The organism is Limibacillus sp. (assembly GCA_037379885.1).
Lineage (GTDB): Bacteria > Pseudomonadota > Alphaproteobacteria > Kiloniellales > CECT-8803 > JARRJC01.
The window spans coordinates 38,501-49,511 of the sequence record JARRJC010000012.1; the positions used below are offsets into that span (position 1 = coordinate 38,501).

Here is an 11,011-nt window from a genome sequence, read left to right on the forward strand (position 1 = left end):
CCTGATCCTTTTCACCCGATTCTTTTCAGTCGTAGGTGACCCGCGTCAGGTAGAGACCCTCGGGCGGGGCGGTCGCGCCCGCCGCCTTTCTGTCCTTTGCCTCCAGCACGGCCTGAATTCTTTCAGGTCTCCAGGTCCCCTTGCCGACCAGCGAGAGGGTGCCGACGATGTTGCGCACCTGGTGATGCAGGAAGGAGCGGGCCTCGGCGATCACCTCGATCTCGTCGCCCCGGCGCGAGACCTCCAGCCGGTCGAGCGTCTTCACCGGCGAGCTCGCCTGGCATTCGGCGGCGCGGAAGGAACTGAAGTCGTGGTGTCCCACGAGATGCTCCGCGGCCTGGTTCATGGCCTCTGCGTCCAGCGCGATGGGCACCCACCAGACCCTGCCCTGGTCCAGGGCGGGCTCCGCCCGGCGGTTCAGGATCCGATAGAGATAGGCGCGCCCCGTCGCGGAGAAACGCGCGTGGAAGTCTTCCCCCACGGCCTCGACCGACAGGACCGCCACCGGCTGGCCCTTCAGGTGATGATTGAGCGCGCCTTGCAGCGCGTCCGGCGTGATCTCCTTTTCCAGGTCGAAGTGGGCGACCTGGGCCAGGGCGTGGACCCCTGAATCGGTCCGCCCCGCACCCTGCACGAAGGGCGTCTCGCCGGAGAAACCCTCGATGGCCTCCTCCAGCGCCTGCTGCACCGAAGGGCCGTTCGGCTGGCGCTGCCACCCGACGAAGGGACCTCCGTCGTACTCAACGGTGATCTTGAAGCGCTGGGTCATGCCAGGCTGTCGCCCGGACCCAGCTTGAAGCCGCGCAGGAAGGCCTCGGCCTCCACCGCCGCCTTGCCCGCCCGCTGCACCTTGGTGAGGCGCAGGGCGCCGTTCCCGCAGGCGACGGTCAGTTGCCGGTCCAGAATGTCGCCGGGCCTGCCCGACCCCTCGGCCCTTTCGCTGGCGAGCACGCGGATGCGCTCGCCCTTGGCCTCGAACCAGGCGCCGGGCCAGGGGGTGAAGGCGCGCACCAGCCGCTCCAGGCGCGCGGCGTCCTCGCTCCAGTCCAGCTTCGCCTCTTCCCGGGTCAGCTTGGCCGCGTAGGTGACGCCCTTCTCCGGCTGCGGCTTGGCCTTGAGGCCGCCGTCCGCCACCGCCGCCAGCGTCTCGACGATCAGCGGGCCGCCCATCAGGGCCAGGCGGTCGTGCAGGCTCTCTCCGGTATCCTTCTCGGTGATGGCGGTGGCGGCGGTCGCCAGGATGCCCCCGGTGTCGAGCCCTTCGTCCATCTGCATGACGGTGACGCCGCTGCGCTGGTCGCCCTCCAGGATCGCGCGCTGGATCGGCGCGGCCCCGCGCCAGCGCGGCAGCAGGGAGGCGTGGACGTTGAGGCACCCCAGACGCGGTGTCTCCAACACCGCCTTGGGCAGGATCAGCCCGTAGGCCGCGACCACGGCGGCGTCCAGGTCCAGCGCCTTGAAGGCCGCTTGCGCCGCCTCATCCTTCAGACTTTCAGGGCAGCGCACCTCCAAGCCCATCTCCTCCGCGTGGCGCTGCACGGGCGAGGGGCGGAGCTTTTTGCCACGGCCCGCGGGGCGCGGCGGCTGGGAATAGACCGCGCGCAGATCATGGCCCGCGAGCAGCAGGCTGTGGAGGCTGGGCACGGCGAACTCCGGCGTGCCCATGAAGGCGAGTTTCAAGGGCTTCATGGCGGCAAAGAGACTACTTCAAAGTCTCGGCGCTGGGGAAGGTAAAGGGGGTGGTGGACGGCTCAGACCGTGGCGGCTTCGGTCTCGCCGCTTTTCTTCGCCTTCAGAAGCTTGCGCAGGATCATGTTGCGCTTGAGCGCGGAGATGTGATCGACGAAGAGGATACCCTCCAGGTGGTCGATCTCGTGCTGGATGCAGGTGGCCAGCAGGCCGTCTGCCTCCAGCTCGCGGATCTCGTTCTCCTCGTCCAGGTAGCGCACGCGGATCTCCGCCGGGCGCACCACGTCGGCATAGTGCTCGGGCAGGGAGAGGCAGCCCTCCTGGTAGCTGTTGTCGTGATCGGAGACCCAGACCAGCTCCGGATTGGCGAGCTTCAGGGGCTGCGGCTCCTCGTCCTCGCCCGCCACGTCCACGACGATCACGCGCTTCAAGACGCCCACTTGGGGCGCGGCCAAGCCGATGCCGGGGGCCACGTACATGGTCTCCAGCATGTCGTCCATCAACTGGCGGATTTCGTCGTCAACCTTCTCGACCGGCTTGGAGATCTTCTTCAAGCGGGGATCGGGCGCGGTCAGGATCGGCAGCTTCGCCATGGGCTCTCTAGTGCTCTCTTACTCGCGGTGATGTTCTTGTGCTGGACCTTTAGGTATTGCGGGGAAGGGCGAGCGTCAAGCACCCGCGACTCGGGCGCGGCTGTTAGTTTCTAGGCATGGAACTGCCGCTCGACATTGACCAAACCACGCTGCTGGTGATTCTGGCCGCGGTTTTCGCCGGAATTCTGGCCGGTTGGATCATCGCGTCCGGGCGCGGGCGGCGGGCCGAGGCGGCCCAGCAGGCCCAGGCGGCGGAGATGGCCGGGCGGCTGGCGCAGCTCGCGGAGAGCCTGACCTCCAGCCAGCATCAGATCTCCGAGCGCCTGCAGGGGCAGGAGCGGACCATCGGCCAGCTGGTGGAACAGCGTCTCACCAGCTTCGGCGAGCGGGTCGGCCAGCGCCTCAATGAACAGGCGGTCCGCCAGAACGAGACCCTGACCAAGCTGGGCGAGCGCCTGGCGGTGATCGACAACGCCCAACAGAACATCACCAAGCTGTCGCAGGAGGTGGTCTCGCTGCAGGACATCCTCTCCAACAAGCAGGCGCGCGGGGCCTTCGGAGAGGTGCAGCTGCACGATCTGGTCTCGGCGACCCTGCCGCCCTCGGTCTACTCCTTCCAGACGACGCTCTCCACCGGGGTGCGGGTGGACTGCCTGTTGAAGCTGCCGAACCCGCCGGGGTCCATCGGCATCGACGCCAAGTTCCCGCTGGAGAGCTACGAGCAGCTGAGGGCCGCCCGCGACGAGAGCGAGCGCCTCGCCGCCCGCCGCGCCTTCAAGACCGCGCTGGACAAGCACGTCTCGGACATCGCGGCCAAGTACATCATTCCCGGCGAGACGGCGGAATCGGCGCTGCTTTTCCTGCCCTCCGAAGCGGTCTACGCCGAGCTGCACGCCAACTTCCGCGATGTGGTGGAGGCCTCCTACCGCCAGCGGGTCTGGATCGTCTCGCCCACCACCATGATGGCGACGCTCAACACCGTGCGGGCCGTCCTGAAGGACGTGAAGATGCGCGAGCAGGCCCATGTGCTCCAGCGCGAGATCGGGCTTCTCATGAAGGACGTGGCGCGCCTGGGCGACCGGGTCGATAAGCTGGACCGCCACTTCTCTCAGGCGACCGACGACATCCGGCAGATCAAGATTTCCTCGGACAAGATCGCCGGACGCGGCGACAAGATCAGCGAGCTGGACATGGAGGAGGAGGGCGGCGCGCCCGCCATCACGCCGCCGACCGGCAGGGTGTAAGGCAGGGCGTAAGGCGCGGCTCTAGCGTTCCTTCACCAGCGTGCCGATGCCGCGGTCGGTGAAGATCTCCAGCAACATGGCGTGGGGCACGCGGCCGTCCAGGATCACGGCGGCGTCGACGCCGTTCTGAACGGCGCTGACGCAGGTCTCCAGCTTGGGGATCATGCCGCCGGAAATGGTGCCGTCCTGTTGCAGCGCCTTCACCTGCTCGACCGTCAGGTCGGGGATCAGGTTGTTTTCCTTGTCCAGCACCCCGACGACGTCGGTCAGCAGAAGCAAGCGCGAAGCGCCCATGGCCGAGGCGATGGCCCCGGCGACGGTATCGGCGTTGATGTTGTAGGTCTCTCCGTTGGCGCCCATGCCGATCGGCGCGATCACCGGGATGATCCCGGCCTGCTCCAGATCGGTGAGGATGCGCGGGTTCACCTTGGTCGGCTCGCCCACGAAGCCCAGGTCGAGGATCTTCTCGATGTTGGAGTTCTCGTCGCGCTTGGTGCGGCGCAGCTTGGTCGCCTGGATCAGGTTCCCGTCCTTGCCGGAAAGCCCGACGGCGGTGCCGCCGGCCTCGGAGATGGCCTGCACGATGGATTTGTTGATGGAGCCGGACAGCACCATCTCGACGATCTCCACCGTCTTCTGGTCGGTGACCCGCAGGCCGTCGACGAAGTCGGACTTCACCTCCAGCCGCTCCAGCATCTTGCCGATCTGCGGGCCGCCGCCGTGCACCACGATGGGATTGATGCCGACCTGCTTCATCAGGACGATGTCGCGCGCGAAGATGCGCGCGAGCTGGTCGTCGCCCATGGCGTGCCCGCCGTACTTGACGACGCAGGAGCGCCCGGCGTAGCGGCGCATGAAGGGCAGGGCCTCGGTGATGGTCTCCGCCGTGCGCAGCCAGTGCTTGGTCTCGCTGATGGATTTCTGCGTCATGGGCTCCTGGCCTCCCGCTCCCCTCATTCTAAGTCTTCTTCGCTTCTAGAGCCGCTCCGGCTCTTCGGGCGGCGCGCCTTCGGACAGGCTCGCGAGCTGCGCGCGCAGCTCCTCGATCCCCCAGCCCTTCAAGGCGGATGTCATTACCATATCCGGATAGGCCGCGACATGGCGAGCCACCTCTGCGCTGCTTTTGGCGAGCAGCGCCTGCTGCTCCTCCAGGGTGATCTTGTCGGCCTTGGTGAAGATCAGCTGATAGGAGACGGCGGCCTTGTCCAACTCCTTCATGACCTCCCGGTCGCTGTCCTTCAGGCCATGCCGTGCGTCGATCAGAAGGCAGACGCGGCGCAGGGACGGGCGGCCCTTCAGGAAGGCGCGCGTCAGGCGGGTCCAGGCGGAAACGCTCTTCTTGTCGGCGCGCGCGTAGCCGTAGCCGGGCAGGTCGACCAGCCGCAGGCGCCCGCCCAGATCGAAGAAGATGAGCTGCTGGGTGCGCCCCGGCGTGTTGGAGGTGCGCGCCAGCGTCTGGCGCCCGGTCAGCGCGTTGACCAGGGAGGACTTGCCGACGTTGGAGCGGCCCGCAAAGGCGATCTCCGGCAGGTCGCTCTCGGGCAGCTGGTCGAGCCCGGCGGCGGCGATCATGAACTGACAGTCTTGCGCAAAGAGCCAGCGGCCATGGGCGCGCTGGGCTTCGCCCGGCGCGGTTCCGACCTTGGCGGGATCGGGGTCCATGACCTCAGCTCCCCCTTTCGCGAGCTAGCTCGTGCGCTTCTTCGGATTGCGCCCGATCGGGACGCCCTGGCGCTTCATGATCACGGCCTGCTGCAGGATCGAAAGCGTGTTGTTCCAGGTCCAGTAGATCACCAGACCGGCGGGGAAGCCCGCCAGGATGAAGGTGAAGAAGATCGGCATGAGCTGGAAGATCATGGCCTGGGTCTTGTCCGGCGGCGCCGGGTTCAAGAACTGCTGGAACCACATGGTGCAGCCCATGATCAACGGCCAGACGCCGATCGAGAGGATCGCCAGCGGTCCCAGGTCCGGAACCGTGTAGGGCAGGAGGCCGAAGAGGTTCAGGACCGAAGTGGGATCCTTGGCCGAGAGGTCCTGGATCCAGCCGAAGAAGGGCGCATGGCGCATCTCGATGGTGACGAAGAGCACCTTGTAGAGCGAGAAGAAGACCGGAATCTGAACCAGGATCGGCAGACAGCCGGAAAGCGGGTTCACCTTCTCCTTCTTGTAGAGCTCCATCATGCCCTGATTGAGCTTCTGCTTGTCGTCGCCATAGCGCTCGCGCAGCTCCTGCATTTCAGGGGCGAGCTTGCGCATCTTGGCCATGGATTTATAGGACTTGTTGGCGAGCGGGAAGAAGATCAGCTTGATGATGACCGTCAGCGCCAGGATCGAAATGCCGAAGTTCCCGAAGATGCCGTGGAACCAGTGCAGCGCGTAGAAGATCGGCTTGGTCAGGAAGTAGAACCAGCCCCAGTCCACCGCCAGCTCGAAGCGGTCCACGCCCTGATCCTGATAGTCGTCCAGCAGGGTCGTGACCTTGGCGCCCGCGAAGATGCGGTTGGTGACCTCCGCGCTGGCGCCGGCGGGGATCTCCTGCACCGGCTCCAGATAGTCGGCCTGATAGCGGGCCTCCGCGCCCTCGCCGCCCGAATGGACGAAGCGCGAGGAATAGGTGACCGACTGATCCGGCACCAGGGCGACCAGCCAGTACTTGTCGGTGATGCCCAGCCAGCCGCCGGTGGAGGTCTGTTCGATCCGCCCCTCTTCGACCAGGTCGTCGTAGTCGACCTCCTTCAAGGTGCTGTCGAAGACCCCCAGAAGACCTTCATGCAGGATGTAGAAGCCGGAAATCTCCGGCGTTCCGCGCCGCGAAACCAGGCCGTAGGGCGCCAGCGACACCGTCTGGCCGCTGTCGTTGGTGACGCGCTGGGTGACGGAGAACATGTAGTCTTCGTCCAGCGCGTAGCGCCGCTCGAAGGTCAGGCCCTGGCCGTTGTCCCAGGTCAGCGTGACGGGATTGTCGGGCGTGAGTGGGCCGCCCTCGGCCTGCCACAGCGTGTCGTTGTTCGGCAGCGTGATCGCGCTGTCCGCGCTCGACCAGCCGATGTCGGCGAAGTAACCCTGGCCGCCGCCCGCGGGATGCAGCAGGCGGATCGGCGGGCTGTTCTCGTCCAGTTCCTGGCGGTAGTTGCTGAGGATCAGGTCGTCGATGCGCCCGCCGGTCAGGCGGATCGAGCCGACCAGCTTGTCGCTGCGGATTTCCAGGCGCGGGTCGGCGGCGAGGATCTCTTCCTGGCTCTGGCCGGTCACCTCTGCGCCTTCGCTACCGGGCGCGGGCGCGACCCCGCCCGGTGAAGTCTCACCGCCGGGCTGCGGGGTCGGCACGCTGGACTCTTGGCTCGCGGCGCGCTGTTGGGCCAGCTGCTGGGCCTCCTGCTGGCGCGGCAGTTCATAGAAGAACTGGAAACCGAAGATGATGGCCACCGACAAGGCGATGGCGATGATCATGTTCTTCTGGTCCATCAGGCTTCGGCTCCTCGAGGCTTGTCAGTTTCTTGGTGCTTGCAGTTATGGTGTTCCGCGGGCTTGTCCGCCAGGGGCAGAGGCACCGGGTCGTAGCCGGACCCGCCCCAGGGATTGCAGCGCGCAATGCGCCGCGCCGCCAGCCAGCCGCCCTTGATCGCACCGTGACGCTGCACGGCTTCCAGTCCGTATTCCGAACAGCTGGGGGCAAAGCGGCAGCGCTGGCCCATGATGGAGGCCAGCGAATAGCGGTAGACCAGGATCAGGCCCATCAGAAGGCGGGCGGGCAGGGCGCGCAGAAAGCCGATCATTTCACCCCGGCTCCCGCTTGGCCGCGCTCGCGCTCGGCCAGACGTTCCACGGCGCTGCGCAGGTCGGCCACCAGGGCGGGATAGGCGCGGCCCAGGGTCGCCTTGCGCCCGATCAGCACGTAGTCCGTGCCGGGCTGGCCGCTGGCGGGCAGAACCTCGGCGGCCGCGGCGCGCAGGCGGCGGCGCGCGCGGTTACGGTCCACCGCCGGGCCGACCTTGCGGCTGGTGGTGAAACCTACGCGGATCTGCTCTTGGGATGGCACGTCTCGACCCCCTTGGCGCGGCGTTTCCTGCGGTTCGGGATTGCGCCTTCGGGCCTGAAGAATCAAGCCCGGCGTGACCCATTTACGGCCCGAGGCCGCCACGCGCAGGAATTCGGACCGCTTCTTGAGCCGCCCGAGGGGCCCCGGCATCTCTTTTAGGCGGACAGGCGCTTGCGACCCCGTGCACGGCGCGCGGCGAGAACCTTGCGGCCACCAACAGTGGCCTTACGCGCGCGGAAGCCATGACGGCGCTTGCGGACCAGCACGCTCGGCTGATAGGTGCGCTTCACTTGTCGTCTCCGTCTTCGTCTAAATAAAGCGAGCGGCGGCCAAGGGTTCGCCGGGCCGCCTCTCTACGTGTTTGAAGGGGGCTGTATAAGCACGCCAAGCGCCTCTGTCAACGACGCCAGGAGGCTTTTGCAAAGGGAATTTGTCGCAGGGCGCCGGCGCTTCACGGTCACCGGGGGCTCACTGTAAGGTGAATGGGGTGTTATCGCCCGCGATGTTACATAGCCTGGGGCTCGCAAGACCGGGCTTTGCAACAGGTGGGGAGATTGAAAGGATGACGGTCATGCGCGATCCCGTCGAGGAGACCAAGAGCAAGGCGGGAGAGACCGAACTGCCGCCTGCTCCCAAGCGTCGCCTGAGCGTCAAGCGTTTGATTCCGGTGGGAATTCTGCTGACCGGGCTGGTTGCTTTCTTCGCTTTGGACCTCGACCGCTTCCTGTCCTACCAAACGCTGGTGGACAACCGCGACTGGTTGCAGATGCAGGTCGCGGAGAACCGCGCGCTTACCTATCTCGCCTTCATGGCGATCTATGCGGTGGTGATCGCCTTTTCGATTCCCGGCGGCACCATCATGACCCTGGCCGGCGGTTTTCTGTTCGGCACCTGGATCGGCGGATCGCTCACTGTCCTGGCGGCGACTCTTGGCTCAACGGCGGTCTTCCTGGCGGCACGCAGCGCGCTGGGCGGGGCGCTGAGGGCGCGGGCCGGCGGCTATCTCGACCGCATGGAAAAGGGCTTCCAGGAAAACGCGCTCAGCTACCTGCTGGTGCTGCGTCTGGTTCCGATCTTCCCCTTCTGGCTGGTCAACATCGTCCCGGCCCTGCTGGGCGTGCCCTTGAGGACCTATGTCCTGGGCACGCTGGCGGGCATCATTCCCGGCACCTTCGTCTACGCGTCCGTCGGCGCCGGGCTGGGCAGCCTGCTGGACCGGGGCGAGACGCCGGATTTCGGCATCATCTTCGACCCGCAGGTCCTGCTCCCGCTTCTGGCGCTGTCGGCGCTGGCGCTGCTGCCGGTCGCCTATCGTCGTTTCAAGAACCGCAACGCCAAGGCGTGACGGTTATCCTGATAGTATGAAGGCCCGGCGCTGACCGGGCCGACCAGACAAAAAGAGGGTTGCGGCATGGCCGACAGGATTGACTGCGATATCTGCGTGATCGGCGGCGGCTCCGCCGGTCTCACGGTGGCCGCCGGCGGCTCGCAGCTCGGCGCCAAGGTGGTGCTGATCGAAGGCGGGGAGATGGGCGGCGACTGCCTCAATGTCGGCTGCGTTCCCTCCAAGGCGCTGATCGCCGCGGCCAAAGCGGCTCACGCAGGCTCAGCAGCGGCTCCCTTCGGCGTCACCTACGATCCGCCCAAGGTGGATTTTCCGGCCGTCATGGATCACGTGAAGGACGTGATAGCCAGCATCGCCCCGGTCGATTCCCAGGAACGCTTCGAGGGGCTGGGCGTCACGGTCCTGCGCGACTGGGCCCGCTTCAAGGACGAGAAGACCGTGATCGCCGGGGACAAGGAGATCACGGCCAAGCGCTTCGTGGTGGCGACCGGCTCGCGGCCCATGGTGCCGCCTGTGCCGGGCTTGGACGGCGTGTCCTTCCTGACCAACGAGACCCTTTTCGATCTGCGCGAGCAGCCCGACCACCTGATCGTCATGGGCGGCGGTCCGATCGGCTGCGAGCTGGCCCAGTCCTTCGCCCGTCTGGGCAGCAAGGTGACGCTGCTGGAGATGGCCAGCATCCTGCCCAAGGACGACCCGGAATGCGTGGCCGTGGTGCGCGCGCACCTGGAAGCGGACGGCGTGGAGATTCACGAAGGCGCGAAGGTGGTCGCCGTGGAGAAGAGCGGCGCTGGGATAACGGTTTCCGTCGAGGCGGGAGAGACGAGCGAGACGATCACCGGCAGCCACCTGCTGGTCGCCGCCGGCCGCAAGGTGACGACCGATGGCCTCGATCTTGAGAAGGCGGGCGTGAAGTACGACCGGCGCGGCGTCACGGTGGACGAGCGGCAGCGTTCGACCTCCAACAGGCGGGTCTATGCGCTGGGCGATGTCGGGGGCAACCCGCAGTTCACCCACATGGCGGGCTACGGCGGCGCGCTTTTCATCCGCGACTTCCTGTTCCGGCTGCCGGGCCGCGTCAGCCTTTCCGCCTTCCCCTGGGTCACCTACAGCGATCCGGAGCTGGCCCATGTCGGGATGACCGAGGCCGTGGCGCGCGACAAGGGGGAGCGCTTCGAGGTGCTGCGCTGGTCCTTCGCCGAGAACGACCGGGCCCAGGCCGAGCGCAAGACGGACGGCCTTCTGAAGGCGATCGTCACCCCCAAGGGCAAGATCCTGGGATGCTCCATCGCGGGACCCGGCGCGGGCGAATTGATCCAACCCTGGATCCTGGCGATTCACGGCGGCCAGAAGATCGGCAAGCTGGCCACGATGATCGCGCCCTATCCGACCTTCGGCGAGGTCAGCAAGCGCGGCGCCGGTTCCTTCTATACGCCCAAGCTCTTCTCCGGGCGCACCAAGACACTGGTGCGCTGGCTTCTGAAACTCGGGTGATCCGCTCACGCTTTTGCGAGCATTGGTCACGCTAAGTTGTTTCAGAAACCGGGAACGTGAGTGGCTCCAACCTCAGAAAACAGCCAGTTTCTAGACAGGCATCAAGGAGCCTCCGGCGGTTCGGAGGGTCCCCTGAACGAGGAGGTTCATTTCATGTTCAAGAAAACTGCTGTCGCTCTTTCCGTCGTCACTCTCGCCACCGGCGCTGCGGCTCTGCCGGAGGCCCAGGCCCGTGACTACACCTCGGTGCAGGTCGCGTCCTGCGCGGCCAACCCCTGCAACCCCTGCGCCGCGGCGGCGTGCAATCCCTGCAACCCCTGCGCGGCCGCCAGCTGCAACCCCTGCAATCCCTGCAGCCCCTGCGCTGTGAAGAAGAACCCCTGCGGCGGCTGCAACCCCTGCAACCCCTGCGCGGCGACCAACAACTGACCGCTCTCCCCGGACGCGCCGGGTGTAGGGGCCTTTAAGCCCCTTTGCCCGGGCGTCTCTCTCGAAGAAGCGCCGGCCGAAAGCGATCATCTTTCGACCGGCGCTTTTTTGCGCCCTGCGTGGTATAAATCGGCCTCATGAAGGAAAAGCGCTTAAGCTTGCCGCCTCTGGCGAAGGG

General features: G+C 66.5%; 13 protein-coding genes. 4 read left to right on the forward strand and 9 right to left on the reverse strand.

Translation table 11 applies throughout. The features are described 5' to 3' along the window. Positions 1-25: 25 nt before the first annotated feature. From truA to def, 3 genes are all read right to left on the reverse strand, one after another. A complete protein-coding gene (gene truA / locus P8X75_06040; GenBank protein ID MEJ1994763.1) occupies positions 26-769 on the reverse strand; it encodes a tRNA pseudouridine(38-40) synthase TruA in 744 nt (247 codons plus the stop codon). Then, positions 766-1,689, reverse strand: coding sequence for a methionyl-tRNA formyltransferase (gene fmt, locus P8X75_06045; protein ID MEJ1994764.1), 924 nt, complete (start codon positions 1,687-1,689; stop codon positions 766-768). Before fmt ends, truA begins: the two co-directional genes overlap by 4 nt. A gap of 62 nt (positions 1,690-1,751) precedes the next feature. Next, positions 1,752-2,282, reverse strand: coding sequence for a peptide deformylase (gene def / locus P8X75_06050; protein ID MEJ1994765.1), 531 nt, complete (start codon positions 2,280-2,282; stop codon positions 1,752-1,754). Between the two features lie 116 nt (positions 2,283-2,398). On the opposite strand from def, the gene rmuC reads away from it, so the two are divergent. Next, positions 2,399-3,526: a DNA recombination protein RmuC gene (gene rmuC, locus P8X75_06055; protein MEJ1994766.1), complete on the forward strand. Its 1,128-nt coding sequence runs from the start codon at positions 2,399-2,401 to the stop codon at positions 3,524-3,526. A 21-nt stretch (positions 3,527-3,547) separates the two neighbouring features. Here rmuC and argB read toward each other — a convergent pair whose 3' ends face one another. Genes argB through rpmH form a run of 6 tightly spaced genes read right to left on the reverse strand, consistent with a single transcriptional unit; the run spans position 3,548 to position 7,855 of the window. Beyond that, positions 3,548-4,456 (reverse strand): acetylglutamate kinase, encoded by a 909-nt coding sequence (argB, locus tag P8X75_06060; GenBank protein MEJ1994767.1) that lies wholly within the window; start codon positions 4,454-4,456, stop codon positions 3,548-3,550. Between the two features lie 45 nt (positions 4,457-4,501). Further along, positions 4,502-5,188: a ribosome biogenesis GTP-binding protein YihA/YsxC gene (gene yihA, locus P8X75_06065; protein MEJ1994768.1), complete on the reverse strand. Its 687-nt coding sequence runs from the start codon at positions 5,186-5,188 to the stop codon at positions 4,502-4,504. A gap of 24 nt (positions 5,189-5,212) precedes the next feature. After that, a complete protein-coding gene (gene yidC, locus P8X75_06070; protein MEJ1994769.1) occupies positions 5,213-6,991 on the reverse strand; it encodes a membrane protein insertase YidC in 1,779 nt (592 codons plus the stop codon). Further along, complete coding sequence (yidD, locus tag P8X75_06075) at positions 6,991-7,302, reverse strand: membrane protein insertion efficiency factor YidD (GenBank protein ID MEJ1994770.1); 312 nt, start codon at positions 7,300-7,302, stop codon at positions 6,991-6,993. The genes yidC and yidD overlap by 1 nt, the downstream gene beginning before the upstream one ends. After that, positions 7,299-7,715, reverse strand: coding sequence for a ribonuclease P protein component (gene rnpA / locus P8X75_06080; protein ID MEJ1994771.1), 417 nt, complete (start codon positions 7,713-7,715; stop codon positions 7,299-7,301). The genes yidD and rnpA overlap by 4 nt, the downstream gene beginning before the upstream one ends. A 5-nt stretch (positions 7,716-7,720) precedes the next feature. Further along, entirely contained in the window at positions 7,721-7,855 is a 135-nt protein-coding gene (rpmH, locus tag P8X75_06085) for a 50S ribosomal protein L34 (GenBank protein ID MEJ1994772.1), read from the reverse strand. 272 nt (positions 7,856-8,127) lie between these two features. Here rpmH and P8X75_06090 point away from each other — a divergent pair, with 272 nt between their 5' ends. The 3 genes from P8X75_06090 (at position 8,128) to P8X75_06100 (ending at position 10,833) form a co-directional block, all read left to right on the forward strand. After that, a complete protein-coding gene (locus P8X75_06090; GenBank protein ID MEJ1994773.1) occupies positions 8,128-8,910 on the forward strand; it encodes a TVP38/TMEM64 family protein in 783 nt (260 codons plus the stop codon). Positions 8,911-8,976: 66 nt separating this feature from the next. Next, complete coding sequence (locus P8X75_06095; GenBank protein MEJ1994774.1) at positions 8,977-10,404, forward strand: FAD-dependent oxidoreductase; 1,428 nt, start codon at positions 8,977-8,979, stop codon at positions 10,402-10,404. 153 nt (positions 10,405-10,557) lie between these two features. Continuing rightward, positions 10,558-10,833, forward strand: coding sequence for a hypothetical protein (locus tag P8X75_06100; protein ID MEJ1994775.1), 276 nt, complete (start codon positions 10,558-10,560; stop codon positions 10,831-10,833). Positions 10,834-11,011: the final 178 nt, after the last annotated feature.

Bases quoted from the DNA above. Each gene is read 5' to 3' on its own strand.
- truA (MEJ1994763.1), bottom strand. From the start codon at position 769: ATGACCCAGCGCTTCAAGATCACCGTTGAGTACGACGGAGGTCCCTTC.
- fmt (MEJ1994764.1), bottom strand. From the start codon at position 1,689: ATGAAGCCCTTGAAACTCGCCTTCATGGGCACGCCGGAGTTCGCCGTG.
- def (MEJ1994765.1), bottom strand. From the start codon at position 2,282: ATGGCGAAGCTGCCGATCCTGACCGCGCCCGATCCCCGCTTGAAGAAG.
- rmuC (MEJ1994766.1), top strand. From the start codon at position 2,399: ATGGAACTGCCGCTCGACATTGACCAAACCACGCTGCTGGTGATTCTG.
- argB (MEJ1994767.1), bottom strand. From the start codon at position 4,456: ATGACGCAGAAATCCATCAGCGAGACCAAGCACTGGCTGCGCACGGCG.
- yihA (MEJ1994768.1), bottom strand. From the start codon at position 5,188: ATGGACCCCGATCCCGCCAAGGTCGGAACCGCGCCGGGCGAAGCCCAG.
- yidC (MEJ1994769.1), bottom strand. From the start codon at position 6,991: ATGGACCAGAAGAACATGATCATCGCCATCGCCTTGTCGGTGGCCATC.
- yidD (MEJ1994770.1), bottom strand. From the start codon at position 7,302: ATGATCGGCTTTCTGCGCGCCCTGCCCGCCCGCCTTCTGATGGGCCTG.
- rnpA (MEJ1994771.1), bottom strand. From the start codon at position 7,715: ATGCCGGGGCCCCTCGGGCGGCTCAAGAAGCGGTCCGAATTCCTGCGC.
- P8X75_06090 (MEJ1994773.1), top strand. From the start codon at position 8,128: ATGACGGTCATGCGCGATCCCGTCGAGGAGACCAAGAGCAAGGCGGGA.
- P8X75_06095 (MEJ1994774.1), top strand. From the start codon at position 8,977: ATGGCCGACAGGATTGACTGCGATATCTGCGTGATCGGCGGCGGCTCC.
- P8X75_06100 (MEJ1994775.1), top strand. From the start codon at position 10,558: ATGTTCAAGAAAACTGCTGTCGCTCTTTCCGTCGTCACTCTCGCCACC.